The following is a 16,331-nucleotide window of genomic DNA, read 5'->3' on the forward strand; positions in this document are numbered from 1 at the left end:
TGCCGCACCCACGTGAAGCTACCCGAGCGGAAGGTTCAGTTTCCATTGGAGTTCGATGCCGTAACGGCACCGACACGCAGCGGGACTTCTTCCACCTTCACCATCGCCGGGCGTCGTTTCATTGAGATCCTTTCTCCTCGGACATTATTACGCGCATATCATGTCGAGCGCCGGGCTATTTGACAAAGGGATCTACTTGGACATGCGTTTCAAGAAAACCCGTCCAGGTCCCGGACGGCCTGGTCGAGATCGTCGGCCACGCCGCGCCGCAGCAGCCTGGCGAAAAGCCCCGTGTCGGTGGGGCCCAGCCGGCGGATCAGGGCGGCCCGTTCGCGGAGTTGCGCCCGGACGTCCTCGACGATCACCTCCGGCCGGCCCGTCCAGCCGTAGGCGTCCAGGAACCGGCGCAGCCTGGCGGGCCGCGCGTCGAACTCGGTGAACCCCTCCGAGGCGGCCACATGGCGGGCGTGCAGCGGCACCCAGCACAGCGCCACCGACGCCACGTCCGAGTCCACCGTGGTCGGACCGGCGAAGTCCCAGTCGAAGAAGCCGGTCAGCCGCCCGTCCTGGTGGGCGGCGTTGAACGGGCTCGCGTCGTTGTGCCCGATGACCAGCCCCGGCGCCCAGCGCCGGCCGCCGCGCCAGCGCGCGTCCGCGGAGGGCCGGAAATCGGCCACGACCTCGTGGTAGGACCGCAGCCACCGCGCCACCTGCACGAGCGTGTCCTCGGTACGGGTCCACGGCGGCCACACCTGGGCGGCCCCCACGGTGTCGCCGTCCAGATATGTGAGGATCTCGCAGCCGTCATCGTCGACGCCCAGGACGCGGGGAGCCCCGTCGAACGCCTTGCCCTCCAGGTGCCGCAGCAGCTCGTGCACCGAGGGCGTCCACTCCCGCACCGGCCGCCGCACCGTGGCGCCCACCCGGACGGCGCCGCCGTCGTTCCCGCCGCCGAGCCTCACCCCCGCCATGAGCCGGAGAGGCTTGCGGGGCCGGTGCACCAGGATCGGGACGGCCCCGCCGGCCGAGGACGGTTCCATGGCTTCCATGCGCCCTCCCCGAGATGCGCCCGTGGCCTTGCCGAACAGCGCGGCCCCACCATGGAATCTCGCATGGCGCCAGGTCCCGATCAACGTCGAAACGTGACCATGCCGGGACCTGGCGCGGGAAAAACTACACCGTACGGAGCTTCTCCGCCGGGATGGTCTGACGGGTGATCGTCGGGCTCGACCAGTGGAGCTGGGCGATGGCGTCGTAGCCGCCGTCGTAGTACTCCATCTTGATGTCGTGCGCCCCGGCCGTCAGCGCCACCTGGCCGCTGTCGTCACGCTTGGAGTGGTCGGTCCAGTTGTCCACGACCACCTTGCCGTCCACCCAGAGCCGCACGCCGTCGTCGCTCGTCGTGATGAACGTGTACGTCTCGGCGCGGTCGGCGATCACCTTGCCCGTCCAGCGCACGCTGAACGAGTCCGGGCCCACGGCCGGGTCGGGCGCGGCCGAGCCCCAGTCGAAGTCCACACGCGGGTCGACCCGGGTCACCTTGGGGTCGGTCAGGTCGGCGTTGTCGAAGTAGGTCGCCGTCAGGCCCTGCTGCGTGGTGGCCTGCGGTTCGATGACCAGCGTGGTGACCGAGGCCGCGGGCAGCGTGAGCGTGCCCTTGCCGCCCGCGACGGAGGCGGTGCCGGCGGCGTGCGGCTTCCAGGCGTCGGCGGTGCTCTGCCAGACCGCGACGGTGCCCGCCGTCAGGCCGGTGAACGTGAGCGTGGTGTCCAGCGGCTCGTCGGCGACGTTGACGAGGACGACGTTCTTGCCGCCGTCGGAGGCGAACACGTGCAGGCGGTCGTTGTCGGCCGTGGCCTCGACCATCGTCTTGCCGAACGACCTGAACAGGTTCTCGCCGGTGAACATGCCGATGCCGTGGTAGATGGGCAGGGGCTCGTTGCGCGGGACGCCGCCCTCGCCCTTGGTGCTGGTCAGGCCGAGCTGGCCGTTCTTGTCGCCGTACTGGTAGGCGGCGGCGCCGGCGTGCAGGATCTGGCCGAGCGCGGCCGCGCCCCACAGGGTGTTGAAGTGCTTCAGCGTGCGATCGCCGGTGGGGTCGTTGAAGTCGGAGTTGAACTCGCCGATCTGGATGTCGATCTTGCGGCCGAGCACCGACTCCGCGAGGGCGCTCACCTCCTTGAGCTCGGTCTCGTAGGCGCGGATGACCGGCCCGAGCAGGTTCTCGTCGGTGTCCTCCTCGAAGCCGTTGCCGTAGTCGTGGTAGTCGAGGAAGTCGACGCGGGCGCCCGATCCCTCAAGGAACGTCCTGATGTACGGGTGGTCGTTCCAGGCCGTGGCCGGGCCGCCGACGCGTACCGCCGAGTCCTTGGCGTCCAGCGCGTCGGTGATCATGTTGAACCGGCGGCTGTACTCGGCCGCCGGCATTTCCGGCTTCTGCGGCGTACAGGTGCAGTTGAGCTCGTTGCCCAGGATGAACCGCCGGACCGGCGTGCCGGAGGCGGCGAAGTGCTCGTAGAGCGCGACCGCGTCGTCGCGGTTCGTCTCGGCGCTCTGGCGGCCGTCGACCTGGAGGATGACCACCGGTTCTGCGCCCAGGTCGCGGATGGCCGCGATCCAGGCGTCGCCCGTGATGGTCCGGTCGCACTCCCAGCCGCCGCAGATGATCGGGCTGCTGTGGTCGCCGGGCGTCTGGTAGTGCAGCTCGATGCGCATGCGGCCGGCCTTCAGCGCGCGCACGGCCTCACGGTGTTCGGGGTCGTTGGTGATGTAGGACTGCTCGCCGTACCCGGTGATGCCGATGCCGTAGTCGGTGGCGGACAGCGTACGGATGGGCTTGGTGAAGTCGACCGACACGGCCGCGGGTGCGGCGGCCTGTGCCTGCGCCCCCGTCGGCCAGATCGCGACGGTGGCGGCCAGTCCGCCCGCGAGGGCGGCGCTCAGCGCCCGGCGCGCTAATGCAGTCATCGTGCTCCTGTCACAAGATCCTGAAAGATCCCGTGGATCATGACAGAAATTCATGACAATCGGGTGAAATCACATCAAGTCGGCCGGGACCCCTCCCGGAGCCTGTCGGGTACTCCTGGGGCACCGGCCCTCCCCCCGGCGCCGGTGCCCCTAGCGATGGGAGACCCGACATGCGCAGGCTCCTTCCCGTGCTCGCGCTGTGCGCCCTGGCGGGTTGCGGCTCACCGGCGCCCGCGCCGCCGGCGGCCGCCCCCTCGAACACGCCCGCCACGAGTACGCCGGCCGCCACCCCGACCCCGGCCCCGACGCCCACTTCAACCCCGTCGCCCTCTCGTAAGCCCACCACCAAGGTCAAGGACTGCTACGACGCGGACTGCCTGCTGAAGCTGTCCAGGCCGGTCACGATCCGGCTGAACGCCAAGAAGTTCTACTACCCGAAGTTCGAGATCGTGGCCGTCAGCGCGAAGACGATCACGTACGTCGTGGAGTACCCGCACGGAGGCGGCGCGCAGCAGGTGCTGGGCAAGGGCGGGAGTTCCGGTTTCGGGTTCCGCGACCGTCCCACGGTGGAGGTGACTCTGGTGTCGATCAGGAAGGGGCAGGCCCTGCTCTCCATCTCCCCGAGGAAGGACGGCTGACGATTCCTCCGGCGGTCGGCGATCTGCCACGATTCGTACACGTGATCTTCACCGGCCTGGCCCACGCTGCACGAGGTCCTTGAAGGAGGCGCGCATGCGTTGGCTCAAGTCGCTCGGGATAGCGATGATCGTCCTGATGACCGGCGTGGTTCCGGCGGCGGCGTCCTCCGCCGATGGCACGCTGACCATCGCCACGCCGGCCGTGCGCGGCGGCGAGCCGATCAAGGTGTCCTACTCCACCCCTCGCCCTCACCCGGCCAACTGGCTCGGCCTCTACGCCGACCCCGGTGACGGCCCGGTGGACCAGAAGTTCGTCGGCCCCTCGCTGCGATGGGCCTACATCACCGCGGGAAGCGGTGAGGCCACGCTGCCGACCGGCGGATTGGAGCCCGGTGACTACATCGTCTTCGCGCTGGCGCAGGACGGCTACCAGTGGCTCGCCGAGCCGGTGAAGGTCCGGATCACGAGCGCCGCGCCGCCGCATTTCGTCGCCGACGCGTTCGACCTGCGCAACGCCCGCGCCCTCAGCGCGTACGAGGCGAAGGTGGGAGGTCTGGTCCGCGGTGACACCGACGGGCTCACCTTCCGCAAGGCCGGCGGGCCCCACTGGGTCAACGTGTCGGCCGACGGCACCGTCACCGGGACTCCGGGCATGCGCGACGTGGTGCGCCCGGCGCCGCTGCGCGTCGAGGCGCGCAACGCGCGCGGCGAGACCGGCACGGCGACGATCGGGATCGAGGTCCGCCCGCCGGGTGAGAGCCTGGTGCCCGACCTGAGGACGATGAGCTTCAACCTGTGGCACAGCGGGAGCCAGGTCACCGGCGGGCGCGAGAAGGAGCTGCGGTTCCTGCTCCAGTCCGACGTGGACGTCGTGGGTCTCCAGGAGACCTCGGCCGCCTCCACCCGCGAGCTGGCCGAGTCGCTGGGCTGGGACTATCACCAGTCGGGCACCGACCTGGGCGTGATCAGCCGCTACCCGATCACCGAGCGCAAGGCGCCGGTGGCCGATGGGCCGCTGTCGGTGGCGACGAGGGTCCGGGTCAAGATCGGCGAACGGCAGGTCGTGGTGTGGAACGTGCACCTCGGCTACAACCCGTACGGCCCGTACGACGCGTGCTTCGGCAAGCTGACGCAGGACAGGCTGATGGCCAACGAGGAGCGCTCCGGCCGTACGCCCCAGATCAAGGCCATCCTGCGGGAGATGCACCCCGACCTGGCCAAGGCGTCGCGCACCCCGGTGCTGCTGACGGGCGACTTCAACGCCCCTTCCCACCTCGACTGGACCAAGGCCACCCACCGGTGCGGCTACACCGCCGTCCCGTGGCCGACCTCGGTGCTGCCCGCGCAGGCGGGGCTGCTGGACTCCTACCGGGTGGCGAACCCGAACCCGGTCACCGAGCCGGGAATCACCTGGTCGCCGATCTATCCGGTGTTCACCGGCGGCTACGGCCACGACTCGCACAAGGGCGAGCCCGAGCCGCAGGACCGGATCGACTTCGTCTATTACGCGGGCCCGCTCCGCGTCACCGAGTCGAAGACCCTGGTGGAGGGCACGCCGACGGCCGTGCCCAACCACCGCGACAACCTCTGGACCTCCGACCACGCGGCCGTCATGACCACGTTCAGCACGTCCCTGCTCTGACCTTCGCGGCCGGGCCGGGGTCAGGCGTTCCAGCGGCCGTCCGCCTGTGCGCGCTCGACCTCGGCCAGCCCGGCGGGCCGCATCCGGCCCGCCTGCCGCAGCCGCGCCACCCGGGCGATGTTCCGCGGCGACCAGGCACTGCGCGGGCGGCGCGGGGTGTAGCGCTGGAGGTAGGTGGCGGCGTCGCGGCTGCGCGTCAGCCCGTCGATCCAGCCGTAGCACAGCGCCTCTTCCAGAGCCTGCTCGTACGTGAGGCTCGTCGGCTCGGTCGTGCCCTTCTTCGCCAGCACCACCCACACCTCCGCCGCCGAGTCGTGGTGGCCGGCCAGCCAGGTCCGCCACGCGGCGGCGTCGGTGAAGACGATCACGAGTCCTCCTTCAGCGAGCCCAGGATCCGCAGATAGTGCGGGTTGTACATCAGGCCCAGGACGTTGCCCCAGGGGTCGATCACGGAGGCGGTGATGAAGCCGAGGCCGCGGTCGCGCGGCGAGTCGTGCTCCTTCGCCCCCATCGCCACCAGCCGCTCCACGGTCGCGGGCACGTCGTCCACGTGCCAGTGGACCATGGCGCCGGCCGGGCCGGCGACCTTGCCGGGGTCGGGGGTCCTGGCCAGCTCGCCGCCGGCGTAGGAGCTGTGGATGAAGCCGAACTCGTGCTGGTAGTCGCCGATGCGCCACTCCATGTACGCCGGGGTGTCCATGTACGGCGGGATGCCGAGCAGTTCGGTGTACCAGCTCTTGGTCGCCTCGAAGTCGGGCGAGTAGAAGACGAGGGTGGAGAGTCCGCGCAGCATGTCCGATTCCTCTCTTGTGGTTGTGAGACCATCCTCCTCCTCAAAGTGCTCACCAATTGAGCACTTTAAATTCGCCTCCTCAACCTGATAGTGGAGGGATGCGATCGACGCCCCTGCTCCAGAAGATCGACGCCGTCACCGTCCCCGTTCCCGACCTCGACAGCGGGCTGCGGTTCTATCGGGACCTGCTCGGGCACGAGCTGCTGTGGCGCAACGACCGCCTGGGGCAGGCGGGGCTCGGCCTGCCCGGCGGCGATACGGAGATCGTCCTGGCGACCGGCCTGACCCTGGCGCCGGCGTGGCTGGTGGCGTCGGCCGGCGAGGCCGCCGCCGAGGTCGTCGCCGCGGGCGGCCGGATGGTCGCCGAGCCGGTGGACATCCCCGTGGGCCGGGTGGCTGTCGTGGCCGACCCCTTCGGCAACGAGCTGGTGCTGGTCGATCTGTCGAAGGGCCGCTACGTGACCGCCCCCGACGGGACGGTCACGGGCGTCGAGTGACTACACGGATCGGAGCCCGTTGCGGGCGGCCCGATATTCGGCCACGACCAGGTCGGTGAGCTCCTGTACGGAGGTCCTGGCGGTCGGCCGGTCGAAGGTGATGCTGCCGTGCTGCAGGAGGTTGACCCGGTCACAGACCTCCAGGATCTGGGCGTAGTTGTGCACGATGATCATCATGGACACCTCGCCGCGCGCCTTGAGGTCGCGGACCAGGTCGAGGATCTGCACACCCTCCTTCGCGCCCATCGCGGCCAGCGGCTCGTCCAGCAGCAGGATCTTGGAGCGGGAGTAGACCGAGCGGGCCACGGCGATGGCCTGGCGCTGGCCGCCCGACAGTTTGGCGACCTCCACCTCCACCGACGGGATGTGCACGCCCATGTCGTCGAGGTGCGCGCGGGCCAGGGCGCGCATCTTGCGGTTGTTCAGGAGGCCGAACCGCACGGGCTCGCGGTTGAGGAACATGTTGTGGTAGACGCTCAGCTCGTTGATCAGCGCCAGGTCCTGGTAGACGGTGTCGATGCCGAGCGAGCGGGCGTGGTCGACGGATTTGACGGACACCTCCTCGCCGTCGATCAGGATGCGGCCGCTGTCGGGCTGGTGGAAGCCACAGATGATCTTCATCAGGGTGGACTTGCCGGCGCCGTTGTCGCCGATCAGGCCGAGCACCTCGCCCTTGGCCAGGCGGAGGTTGACGTCGCGGAGCGCGGTCACCGTACCGAACCGCTTGGAGATGTGCTCCACCCGCAGGACGTCGGTGGAGCCGTTCGGGGAGGTCACGTCGTCTTGCCCGCCCTTCTCAGCCGGCTCAGGTACACGTTGGCGATCATCGCGAGCAGGATCGAGCCTCCGAGGATCAGGAAGTACGGGTTGGCGGAGATGCCGATCAGGTTGAAGCCGTTCTGCAGTTCGGCCAGCACCAGCGCGCCCAGGGCGCCGCCGATGATCGTGCCGGAGCCGCCCGCCAGGGCCGTGCCGCCGATGACCGCCGCCGAGACGGCGGTGAACATCAGGCCGGTGCCGCCGCCCAGGTTGGGGTCGATCGTGTGCACCCGGAACGCCTCCAGCAACCCGGCGAAGGCCCCCAGCGTGCTCGCGATCATGAAATTTCCCATCTTGATGCGACCGACACGGACGCCCGCCTCCTGCGCCCCCAGCAGGTTCCCGCCCACCGAGATCGTGTGCAGCCCCCACCGCGTCCGGATGAACAGCACGTGGAAGAACGCCACGATCACCAGGGCCCACGCGAGGTGCGCCCAGGGCGCGGCCCCCAGCCACTGCCCGATCTGGTTGTCCACCGGCACCGGGATCTCGGCCGGATAGGCGCCGGACGTCGTCAGCACGATCCCGGTCACCAGGTAGAAGGTGCCCAGCGTGGTGATGAACGAGGGCACCTTCAGGACGACGGTGACGAACCCGTTCCCCAGCCCGATGACCGTGCCGGTCAGCAGGGCGAGCAGGATCGCCGGGACGGCCGGGATCCCCCAGAAGTCGATCGCGTAGTGCATCATGAACGGCGCCAGAGCCGCCACCACCCCGACCGACAGATCGATCTCGCCGCTGACCAGCAGCAGCACGATGCCGCATGCCACGATCGCGGCGGGTGCCGCCGCCTGGGTGATGTTGACCATGTTGTCGCCGGTCAGGAACGCCTCGGAGGCCGAGGCGAAGTAGACGCCCAGCGCCAGCGCGACGACCAGCACGCTCGCCTCGCGCCGCCGCAGGAACCCGTCCCTGACCCGCCGCAGGAGCCGCGGTCTGTCCGGCGCCGGCCGCCCGGCCACGTCCGCGGGCGCCGGCGACTCGCGGAGGCCATCGCTGATGTCGGGCACTGCGCCCTCCTCCTAATGGGCTGCATGAGTGGTGGTACGGCTTGCGTCACGCGCCTGCGCCGGACGCAAGCCGTACGTCTTTGTGCTGTTCAGGAGGCGTGGCCGATGGCCCCGGACCGTTCGACCATCTTCTGGGCGGTGTCCGAGCCCTCGAAGCGGGTCTTCGTGGTCTGGTACGGCCCCACGTTGTCCTTGGTCACGAAGAGCAGACCGGTGTTGGTCTCCGACGGGAACAGCAGCCCGCCGGAGAGCTTGTACAGATACAGGTAGACGACCGGCAGGAATCCCTGCAGGTAGGGCTGCTGGTCGATGGTGTAGTCGAGATCACCGGCCTTGATCGCCGCCAGCGTCTCCGGCACCAGGTCGAAGCCGCCGGCCACCTTGAGCCCCTTCGAGCGCATGTTGTACTTCTTGACCACCTGCCCGATCGACTGCGTGGACCCGGCGTCGACGGCGAGCATCCCGGCCAGGTTGGGGTGGCCCTGGGCGTAGGCGTCGATGATCGACAGCCCCTTGGTGATGTCGGCGTTCGTGCCGATGGACTCGAACTTGATCGACTTGCCCGAGTCCTTGATCGCCTGCGCGGCGCCGTCGATGCGCGGCTGGATGTTCAGCGCGCCCGGGGTGGCGATGAACCCCACCACATCACCGGAGTCCACCTGCTCCAGGGCCCGCTGGCCGAGCGCGTACCCGGACTCGTAGAGCCCCTGCCCGATGTACGCCAGCCGCGCCGTTCCCTTGTCGTCGCGGGCACCGTCGGCGTTGTACGACACCACCGGGATGCCCGCGTCGAGCGCCTTGCTGACCGGCTGGCGGAAGGCGGCCTTGTCCACCACGGCCACCGCCAGTCCGTCGGCCTTGGCCGAGATGGCGGTGTTGGTCGCGTTGACCATCTCGGCCACGATCGAGTCCTTCGACCCGGTCCACTGGAACTCGGTGCCGAGCAGCGCGCACGCGTCCTGGGCGCCGTACTGGGTGGGGGTGAAGAACGGGTTCGTCGTGACGTGGCAGACCATCACGAACTTCCACTTCGGCGTGGCCGGGAAGTCGCCCGCCCCGCCCGCCGCCGCGGTGCCACCCGAGGCGGCGGGCCTGTTGTTGGTGCCCGAGTCGCTGGTGCACGCGCTGAGCAGCGCGGTCGCGGCGGCCGAGGCGCTGACGAGGCCCGCCCCGGTGAGGAGGCGGCGACGCGCGACGCGGTTCAGGTTGAGTGTGTCGAGGGCCTCCTCGACCTTCGGATGGATGTCTTTCATGATCCGCCTCAGGACACAGTGGTTTTGTCAGGATGTTGTGGAGAAGGCGTAGATCGTCGTGGTCCGGTAGACGTCACCGGGCCGCAGGACGGTCGAGGGGAAGTTCGCCTGGTTGGGCGAGTCCGGGAAGTGCTGCGACTCCAGGGCGAAGCCGGACCGCTTCGGGTAGAGGCGGCCGCTGGTGCCGCGCAGCGTGTTGTCCAGGAAGTTCCCCGAGTAGAACTGCAGGCCGGGCTGGTCGGTGATGACCTTGAGCACGCGCCCGCTGTCCGGCTCGACGACCGTGGCCGCCGTCCGCAGTCCGCGGCCGTCGAGCACGTAGTTGTGGTCGTACCCGCCGCCGCGCGTGATCTGGGTGTTGTTGCTGTTGATGCGGTCACCGATGGCGGTGGGCTCGCGGAAGTCCAGCGGCGTCCCGCCCAGCCGGGCGATCCTCCCGGTGGGGATGAGCGTCGTGTCGACCGGCGTGTAACGGGAGGCGTTGATCTGCAGCTCGTGGCCGAGGATCCGGCCGTTGCCCTCACCGCGCAGGTTGAAGTAGGCGTGGTTGGTGAGGTTGACTACCGTGGGCCTGCTGGTGGTGGCCCGGTAGTCCATCCGGATCCGGTTGTCGCTGGTCAGCGTGTAGACGACCCTGGTGCGCAGCGTCCCCGGGTAGCCCTCCTCGCCGTTCCGGCTGGTGTAGGTGAGCACGAGCCCGACGCTGCCGCCCCGACGGAACGGGTCGGCCCGCCAGACCTTCTTGTCGAAGCCCTTGGTGCCGCCGTGCAGGTGGTTGGGGCCGTCATTGGTGGCCAGCCGGTACGTCTTGCCGTCGAGGGTGAACCGGCCCTTGGCGATCCGGTTGGCGTACCGGCCGGTTATGCACCCGAAGTACGGACTTTTCGCGACATAGTCGGATAAGTTGTCGAACCCGAGTGTCACGTTGGCCAACCTGCCCCGGCTGTCGGGGACCTCGATCGACTGCAGGATGCCGCCGTAGGTGAGGATCTTCACCCGCATCCCGTTCGAGTTCCGCAGCGTGTAGATGTCGATCTTCTTGCCGCCGGACAGGGTCCCGAAGTGCTTCTTCGTGATGCCCGGCCGGCCGCTGTCGGCCTCCGCCGGAGACGCGGCCACCAGGCTCAGCGCCAGGGCGACCACGGCCACGAGGACGACCCTGAAGGCGATGGCGAGTCTGTTTCGGGTGAGGGTGCTGCTACTGGGCATGGACGATCTCCCTTCGAATGCGCTGATCTACGTCGCTGATCTACGTCGGGGAAAAGTCGCGAAACGACCCAGGCCAGGTGTCCGGACGAGGGCGCGGGAACGGCACTCACGTCACGTGGCCGCTGCCGGGCAGGTGGTGGCTGGGAGATGCCCAGGCGCCGCAGAGGTCTGTGGGCCATATGTCACCTGGCGATTGGTCGTGGTTGCGTTAACAGTGCGCCATGCGCGTGGCAACAGCAACACCCTGCTGAATCCGCCACAACAGGCCGACCGGGACCCGGCCCCTTGGCGCACTCCCCCCTCTGGAGTGCGCCGATGTTGACCTGCACCGTTGCTAAGGGCAACATAACCGAGGGTGAATACGATTGCATCCATTCGTATTCGTTTCGTGATATCCGGGTTGTCACTGGAGCCCGGACGACCATGACCGGGCCCCAGGACCCGGCACGGACCCGAGCCGGAGACTCCTGAATCACAAAATGAAAACGATTGTATGCAATCGTATTCATCGCCGGTTACGTTGCCATCAGCAGGGGGTCGTGTCAACCCGGTCCACTCCAGTGAGAGGAGCCTGGCCAATGAGGACCCATCCCAGGTGGCCTGTCCGTGCGGCCGCGGCGGTGCTGTTGTTCGCGGCCGCCGCCTGCAGTCAGGAGGAGCCGCCGCCCCCCGCGGCCGGCCGGGCGCCGGCCGCGACGACGACCTGCGCCGGCAAGGGCGCCCTGACGATGTGGGAGCGCTCGGGCGGCAACAAGCAGATGGTGGACATGCTGGTCGCGGCGTGGAACACCAAGAACCCCGACTGCAAGATCAATCTGACCTACATCCCCCACACCGAGATGGTGGGGAAGATCGCCCAGGGCGTCGCCTCGGGCGACGTGCCCGATCTGATGGGCATGGACCTGATCTACGCGCCGCAGTTCGAGAAGGAAGGGCAACTGGTCGACATCACCGACCAGACCAAGGACTGGCCGGAGCTGAAGACCGCCAGCAAGGGCCACATGACGGTGGCGACCTACGAGAACCGGCTCTTCGGTGTGCCCCTCTACGCGGACGTGTCCGCCCTCTTCTACAACAAGGATCTCTTCACCAAGGCCGGGCTCGACCCGGACAAGCCGCCCACGAGCCTGGCGGAGCTGCGGACCTACGCCGACAAGATCACCGCGCTGGGCGGCGGCGTCAAGGGCTACTACCTGCCCGGCAACTGCGCCGGCTGCAACATCTTCACCGTCGGCCCGCTGATGTGGGCCTCGGGCGCGACCATCGAGGCGGCGGGCCCGGGTGACGAGCCGCTGGTCGGCGACGGCGTCAAGCAGGTGCTGCAGTTCACGCGCGACATGGTGAAGGCCGGCAACGTGCCCGAAGGCGGCCGCGCGGAGAACGGCGAGACGTTCCACCTGCAGTTCGGCTCCGGCAAGGTCGGCATGATGGGCACCGGCAACTTCAACATCACGCTGGCGCGCCAGCAGAATCCGAAGATGAACTTCGGCATCGCCCTGCTGCCGGGAACGGCGCCGAATTCGTCGGCCTCGTTCATCGGCGGCGACCTGGTGGTGGTGCCCAAGGGCAGCAAGCGGGTCAACGACGCGGTCAACGTGATGAAGTTCCTGCTCTCCGACGAGGTACAGACCGAGGTCTATGCCAAGGCGCTCAACCTCACCACGCGCACCGACATGGTGGACAACAAGTATTTCCAGGCCGAGCCGCTGGTGCAGGACGTGGCCAAGGCGCTCACGGTGGGGCGCACGCCGTACACGGTGACGTTCTTCGAGCAGATCAACTCGCCGCAGGGGCCGTGGCTGCAGATGTTGCAGCGCGCCTATTACCGCGACGACGACCTCGACACCGTCATCGCCGACGCCAAGAGGGAAATGAAGGCCATCGCGGGCCGGTCGTGATCCCGCGATCCTCGACGTGTCCACCGGGCGGGCCGCATGAGCCCGGTGGACACCCTGTTCAGGAGGAGGAGTCGCCATGCGCCATGGCCCGCGCGGCCGCCTGGTCGGATTCGCCTACCTGGCTCCGGCCCTGCTCTTCGTGCTCGCCTTCACCGCCTATCCCCTGGTGCAGATGGCCTGGATGTCCTTGCACAACTGGTCGCTGCTGTCACCGCCGCGATTCGTCGGGCTGGCGAATTACGAGCGGGCGTTCAACGACACCCAGTTCTGGGTCTCCTTCCGTTTCACGCTGCTCTACACCGTGCTCATCACTCCGGTGCTCATCATCGGCGGTTATGCGCTGGCGCTGCTGACCGCCCAGAACACCGTGCTGCGCCGGGTCACCCGTACGGTGGTCTTCATTCCGGTGGTGATCGGCCTCGGAGTGTCGAGCCTGCTCTGGTACTGGCTTTTCAGCACCGATTTCGGCCTGGTGAACCGGGCTCTGACCGATCTGGGAATCGCCGATGAGCCCGTGCTGTGGCTGGGCGTGGACGCCGGCGTCTCGAACTTCGCGATCAGCGCCTCCGTGGTCTGGAAGGTGATCGGCTTCGGGATGATCCTGTTCGTCGCCGCGATCCAGGCCGTGCCTTCCGACGTGGTCGAGGCCGCCCTCGTCGACGGGGCGAGCCACCGGCAGCGGGTCACCCGGGTGATCCTGCCGCTGACCCTGCGCACGGTCCTGCTGGTGACCCTGGTGAGCGTGATCGGCTCACTGCTCGCCTTCGACCAGTTCTACATCATGACCGCGGGACAACCGGGCAACGAGACGGCGACCTCGGTCTTCTACATCTACCTGAATTCCTTCCCCTATTTGAAACTCGGGTACGGAGCGGCGCTGTCGATGATTCTGGCCTTCACCATTCTCGTCTTCACCGTGATCCAGCTCCTGCTGACCCGCAGGAGCCATCAGTGAAAGGGCGCGGGAGATACCTGGGCGCGGCGGTCTGTGTGGCCGTCTGCACGGTCATGCTGATGCCGCTGGTGATGTCGGTGCTCGCCTCGGTGAAGCCGACGGAAGAGGCGGCCGCCTCTCCCCCGACGTACATTCCGCACGGGCTCGGTTTCGACAGCTACGCGCGGCTGTGGGATTACCAGGAGGGCCTGCCGGTCTATCTCGTCAACAGCCTGGGCACGGCGCTGCTGGCCATCGTGCTCACACTGCTGCTGACCATTCCGGCGGCGTACGGGCTGGCGCGTTTCCCCATTCCCGGCAGAGAAGTCATCTTCGTGGTGCTGCTGCTCGCGCTGATCATTCCCTACCAGGCGCTGCTCACGCCGATGTTCCTGATGTTCGCGAAGATCGGCCTGACCAATTCGCTGCTCGGCCTCGCGATATTGCACACCGCGATTCAACTGCCGTTCAGCCTGTACGTCCTGCGCAACAGCTTCAGCGCCGTTCCCACCGAACTGGAGGAGGCGGCCATCATGGACGGTTCCTCCTCGTGGGAGACGCTGCGCTGGGTCTTCATCCCGTCGGCCGTGCCCGCGATCGTCACCACCGCGCTCTTCGCCTTCATCACCTCGTGGAACGAATTCCTCGGCGCGCTGGTGATGATGAGCCGCAGCTCCAGTTTCACCCTGCCGCTGATCCTCGCCACGTCGCGGACGGAGACCAGCCTCGGCGGCACGGACTGGGGCATGCTGCAGGCCGGCATCACCATTTCCATCATTCCGTGCGTGCTCTTCTATTTCCTGCTCCAGCGCTATTACGTGTCGGGTCTCATGAGCGGAGCCATCAAATGAAAGCAGGCAGCGTGTGGCCGACCGCCGCGGCGAAATCGCGGCTGTCCCCGATCGATCCGGCGAAGGCGGAGATCGTCGGCGGTTTCTGGGCGCGGCGGCAGCGGGTCAACCGCGAGAAGACGATCCCGCACGGCTTCGGCCGGCTCCAGCAGAGCGGCGCGCTGGGCAACCTGCGGCTGGCCGCCGGCGGGCAGGGCCGGTACGAGGCCGCGGCCGACACCGGCGGCAGCACCTTCCCGTTCCTCGACTCCGACGTCTACAAGTGGCTCGAAGCCGCCGGCTGGGAGCTGGCCCGTGGCGCGGACCCGGCGCTCACCGCCGCCGCGGAGGAGGCGATCGAGATCGTCACCGCGGCGCAGCGGCCCGACGGCTATCTCAACAGCTTCGTCCAGGTGGTCAAGGGCGGTGTCCCCTATGGTGACCTGGCCTGGGGGCACGAGTTCTACTGCGTGGCGCACCTGATCCAGGCCGCGGTCGCCTGGCACCGGGGGCTCGGCGACGACCGGCTGCTCACCAGCGCCACCCGCGCCGTGGCCCACATCGACGCCGAGTTCGGCGCACGGGGCAGGCCCGGCATCGACGGGCATCCGGGGATCGAGATGGCGCTCGTGGAGCTGGCCCGGGTCACCAATGAGGAGCGCCATCTCAAGCTCGCCGAGCGGATGCTGGGGCTGCGCGGGCACGGGCTGATCGGGCCTGGGCGTTTCGGGGCCCACTACTGGCAGGACCACGAGCCGGTGCGGCAGGCGGCGACCGTGGCCGGGCATGCGGTCCGGCAGCTCTATCTGGACTGCGGCGCGGTCGACGCCGCCGTGGAGCTGGGTGACGCGGAGCTGCTGGCGGCCGTACGACGGCGGTGGAGTGATCTGGCCCGCAGCCGTACGTACCTGACCGGCGGGACCGGCAGCCGGCACCGCGACGAGGCGTTCGGCGATCCGTACGAGCTGCCTCCTGACCGCGCGTACAACGAGACGTGCGCGGCCATCGCGAGCGTGATGCTGGCCTGGCGCCTGCTGATCGCCACCGGCGAGCCCGAGTACGCCGACGCGATCGAGCGGGCCATGTACAACGGTGTGCTGTCGGGGATCTCGCTGTCCGGCGAGGAGTTCTTCTACACCAACCCGCTGCAGCGGCGTACGCACCGCGCCGCCGAGCCGGTCGATCACCACCGGCGCGCCCCCTGGTACCCGTGCGCCTGCTGCCCGCCCAACCTCATGCGCCTGCTCAGCTCCTGGCACCACTACCTGGCCACGAGCGACACCGACGGCATCCAGATCCACCAGTACGCGGACGCCGACCTGACGATCGGGGACGTCCGGCTGGCGATCCGGACGGAGTATCCGTGGCAGGGCCGCGTCACCGTGCACGTGCTGGAGACGCCGAATCGGCCGTGGACGCTCTCGTTGCGGGTGCCGGCCTGGAGCCGCTCGGTCAGCGGCCCCGTGGCGCGGCACGCCCGGCGGTGGCGGCCGGGCGACAGTGTCACGCTCGACCTCGACCCGGTGGTCCGGGTCACCTCTCCCGACCGGCGCGCCGACGCGATCCGCGGCTGCGTGGCCGTCGAGCGCGGCCCGCTGGTCTACTGCCTGGAGGCCGTGGACGCGCCGGCCGCGGCCGAGCTGGAGGACCTGGCCTGGGACGGCAGCCGCCGCCCCAGGGAGGTGCCGCGGCCCGACATCGAGCCGTCGATGATCGGCGTGGACGTGCCGGTCATCGACCTGAACGCGGCACCCCGCGAGAACCTCACGGCCGGCGCGATCCCCTATTTCGCCTGGGCGAACCGGCGCGTGGAGGCGATGCGGGTGTGGATCCCGGCCTGA

15 protein-coding genes are annotated in these 16,331 nt (G+C 68.7%); 7 read left to right on the plus strand and 8 right to left on the minus strand.

All coding sequences use genetic code 11. The features are described from left to right. Positions 1-209: 209 nt before the first annotated feature. Positions 210-1,049, minus strand: a complete 840-nt coding sequence (locus C4V41_RS23925) for a phosphotransferase (protein WP_200824179.1) — start codon at positions 1,047-1,049, stop codon at positions 210-212. A 124-nt stretch (positions 1,050-1,173) separates the two neighbouring features. Beyond that, positions 1,174-2,967: a PA14 domain-containing protein gene (locus C4V41_RS23930; RefSeq protein ID WP_103958152.1), complete on the minus strand. Its 1,794-nt coding sequence runs from the start codon at positions 2,965-2,967 to the stop codon at positions 1,174-1,176. A 170-nt stretch (positions 2,968-3,137) separates the two neighbouring features. Between C4V41_RS23930 and C4V41_RS61975 the strand changes: the two genes are divergently transcribed. Then, entirely contained in the window at positions 3,138-3,605 is a 468-nt protein-coding gene (locus tag C4V41_RS61975) for a hypothetical protein (RefSeq protein WP_160150371.1), read from the plus strand. Between the two features lie 94 nt (positions 3,606-3,699). Further along, the gene (locus tag C4V41_RS23945) at positions 3,700-5,247 is read left to right on the plus strand and encodes an endonuclease/exonuclease/phosphatase family protein (protein WP_103958154.1); all 1,548 of its coding nucleotides are present in this window, start codon (positions 3,700-3,702) and stop codon (positions 5,245-5,247) included. 20 nt (positions 5,248-5,267) lie between these two features. Here C4V41_RS23945 and C4V41_RS23950 read toward each other — a convergent pair whose 3' ends face one another. Further along, positions 5,268-5,615: a YdeI/OmpD-associated family protein gene (locus tag C4V41_RS23950; protein WP_103958155.1), complete on the minus strand. Its 348-nt coding sequence runs from the start codon at positions 5,613-5,615 to the stop codon at positions 5,268-5,270. Continuing rightward, on the minus strand, positions 5,612-6,040 hold the full coding sequence (locus C4V41_RS23955) for a VOC family protein (protein WP_103958156.1): 429 nt from the start codon (positions 6,038-6,040) through the stop codon (positions 5,612-5,614). The genes C4V41_RS23950 and C4V41_RS23955 overlap by 4 nt, the downstream gene beginning before the upstream one ends. Before the next feature lie 98 nt (positions 6,041-6,138). Between C4V41_RS23955 and C4V41_RS23960 the strand changes: the two genes are divergently transcribed. After that, on the plus strand, positions 6,139-6,537 hold the full coding sequence (locus C4V41_RS23960; protein WP_103958157.1) for a VOC family protein: 399 nt from the start codon (positions 6,139-6,141) through the stop codon (positions 6,535-6,537). Here C4V41_RS23960 and C4V41_RS23965 read toward each other — a convergent pair whose 3' ends face one another. The 4 genes from C4V41_RS23965 to C4V41_RS23980 all read right to left on the minus strand — a co-directional run bounded on the left by C4V41_RS23965 (position 6,538) and on the right by C4V41_RS23980 (position 10,828). Then, complete coding sequence (locus C4V41_RS23965) at positions 6,538-7,314, minus strand: ATP-binding cassette domain-containing protein (RefSeq protein ID WP_103958158.1); 777 nt, start codon at positions 7,312-7,314, stop codon at positions 6,538-6,540. Further along, positions 7,311-8,366 carry an ABC transporter permease gene (locus C4V41_RS23970; protein ID WP_200824180.1) on the minus strand — a complete coding sequence of 352 codons (1,056 nt, stop codon included), beginning with the start codon at positions 8,364-8,366 and terminating at the stop codon, positions 7,311-7,313. Before C4V41_RS23970 ends, C4V41_RS23965 begins: the two co-directional genes overlap by 4 nt. An 89-nt stretch (positions 8,367-8,455) precedes the next feature. Next, positions 8,456-9,619 carry a sugar ABC transporter substrate-binding protein gene (locus tag C4V41_RS23975; RefSeq protein WP_103958159.1) on the minus strand — a complete coding sequence of 388 codons (1,164 nt, stop codon included), beginning with the start codon at positions 9,617-9,619 and terminating at the stop codon, positions 8,456-8,458. 27 nt (positions 9,620-9,646) lie between these two features. After that, the gene (locus C4V41_RS23980) at positions 9,647-10,828 is read right to left on the minus strand and encodes an aldose epimerase family protein (RefSeq protein WP_103958160.1); all 1,182 of its coding nucleotides are present in this window, start codon (positions 10,826-10,828) and stop codon (positions 9,647-9,649) included. A 578-nt stretch (positions 10,829-11,406) separates the two neighbouring features. Here C4V41_RS23980 and C4V41_RS23985 point away from each other — a divergent pair. From C4V41_RS23985 to C4V41_RS24000, 4 genes are all read left to right on the plus strand, one after another. After that, on the plus strand, positions 11,407-12,726 hold the full coding sequence (locus tag C4V41_RS23985) for an ABC transporter substrate-binding protein (protein WP_103958161.1): 1,320 nt from the start codon (positions 11,407-11,409) through the stop codon (positions 12,724-12,726). A 76-nt stretch (positions 12,727-12,802) separates the two neighbouring features. Next, positions 12,803-13,681: a carbohydrate ABC transporter permease gene (locus C4V41_RS23990; RefSeq protein ID WP_103958162.1), complete on the plus strand. Its 879-nt coding sequence runs from the start codon at positions 12,803-12,805 to the stop codon at positions 13,679-13,681. A gap of 53 nt (positions 13,682-13,734) precedes the next feature. Then, positions 13,735-14,511 carry a carbohydrate ABC transporter permease gene (locus C4V41_RS23995; RefSeq protein ID WP_103958386.1) on the plus strand — a complete coding sequence of 259 codons (777 nt, stop codon included), beginning with the start codon at positions 13,735-13,737 and terminating at the stop codon, positions 14,509-14,511. Continuing rightward, positions 14,508-16,331 (plus strand): glycoside hydrolase family 127 protein, encoded by a 1,824-nt coding sequence (locus tag C4V41_RS24000; protein WP_103958163.1) that lies wholly within the window; start codon positions 14,508-14,510, stop codon positions 16,329-16,331. Before C4V41_RS23995 ends, C4V41_RS24000 begins: the two co-directional genes overlap by 4 nt.

The organism is Nonomuraea solani (assembly GCF_900108335.1).
Classification (GTDB): Bacteria; Actinomycetota; Actinomycetes; order Streptosporangiales; family Streptosporangiaceae; genus Nonomuraea; species Nonomuraea solani.

Coding starts and splice junctions, on each gene's coding strand:
- C4V41_RS23975 (WP_103958159.1), bottom strand. CDS start 9,619: ATGAAAGACATCCATCCGAAGGTCGAGGAGGCCCTCGACACACTCAAC.
- C4V41_RS23985 (WP_103958161.1), top strand. CDS start 11,407: ATGAGGACCCATCCCAGGTGGCCTGTCCGTGCGGCCGCGGCGGTGCTG.
- C4V41_RS23925 (WP_200824179.1), bottom strand. CDS start 1,049: ATGGAAGCCATGGAACCGTCCTCGGCCGGCGGGGCCGTCCCGATCCTG.
- C4V41_RS23945 (WP_103958154.1), top strand. CDS start 3,700: ATGCGTTGGCTCAAGTCGCTCGGGATAGCGATGATCGTCCTGATGACC.
- C4V41_RS23960 (WP_103958157.1), top strand. CDS start 6,139: ATGCGATCGACGCCCCTGCTCCAGAAGATCGACGCCGTCACCGTCCCC.
- C4V41_RS23980 (WP_103958160.1), bottom strand. CDS start 10,828: ATGCCCAGTAGCAGCACCCTCACCCGAAACAGACTCGCCATCGCCTTC.
- C4V41_RS23995 (WP_103958386.1), top strand. CDS start 13,735: ATGCTGATGCCGCTGGTGATGTCGGTGCTCGCCTCGGTGAAGCCGACG.
- C4V41_RS61975 (WP_160150371.1), top strand. CDS start 3,138: ATGCGCAGGCTCCTTCCCGTGCTCGCGCTGTGCGCCCTGGCGGGTTGC.
- C4V41_RS23930 (WP_103958152.1), bottom strand. CDS start 2,967: ATGACTGCATTAGCGCGCCGGGCGCTGAGCGCCGCCCTCGCGGGCGGA.
- C4V41_RS24000 (WP_103958163.1), top strand. CDS start 14,508: ATGAAAGCAGGCAGCGTGTGGCCGACCGCCGCGGCGAAATCGCGGCTG.
- C4V41_RS23990 (WP_103958162.1), top strand. CDS start 12,803: ATGCGCCATGGCCCGCGCGGCCGCCTGGTCGGATTCGCCTACCTGGCT.
- C4V41_RS23955 (WP_103958156.1), bottom strand. CDS start 6,040: ATGCTGCGCGGACTCTCCACCCTCGTCTTCTACTCGCCCGACTTCGAG.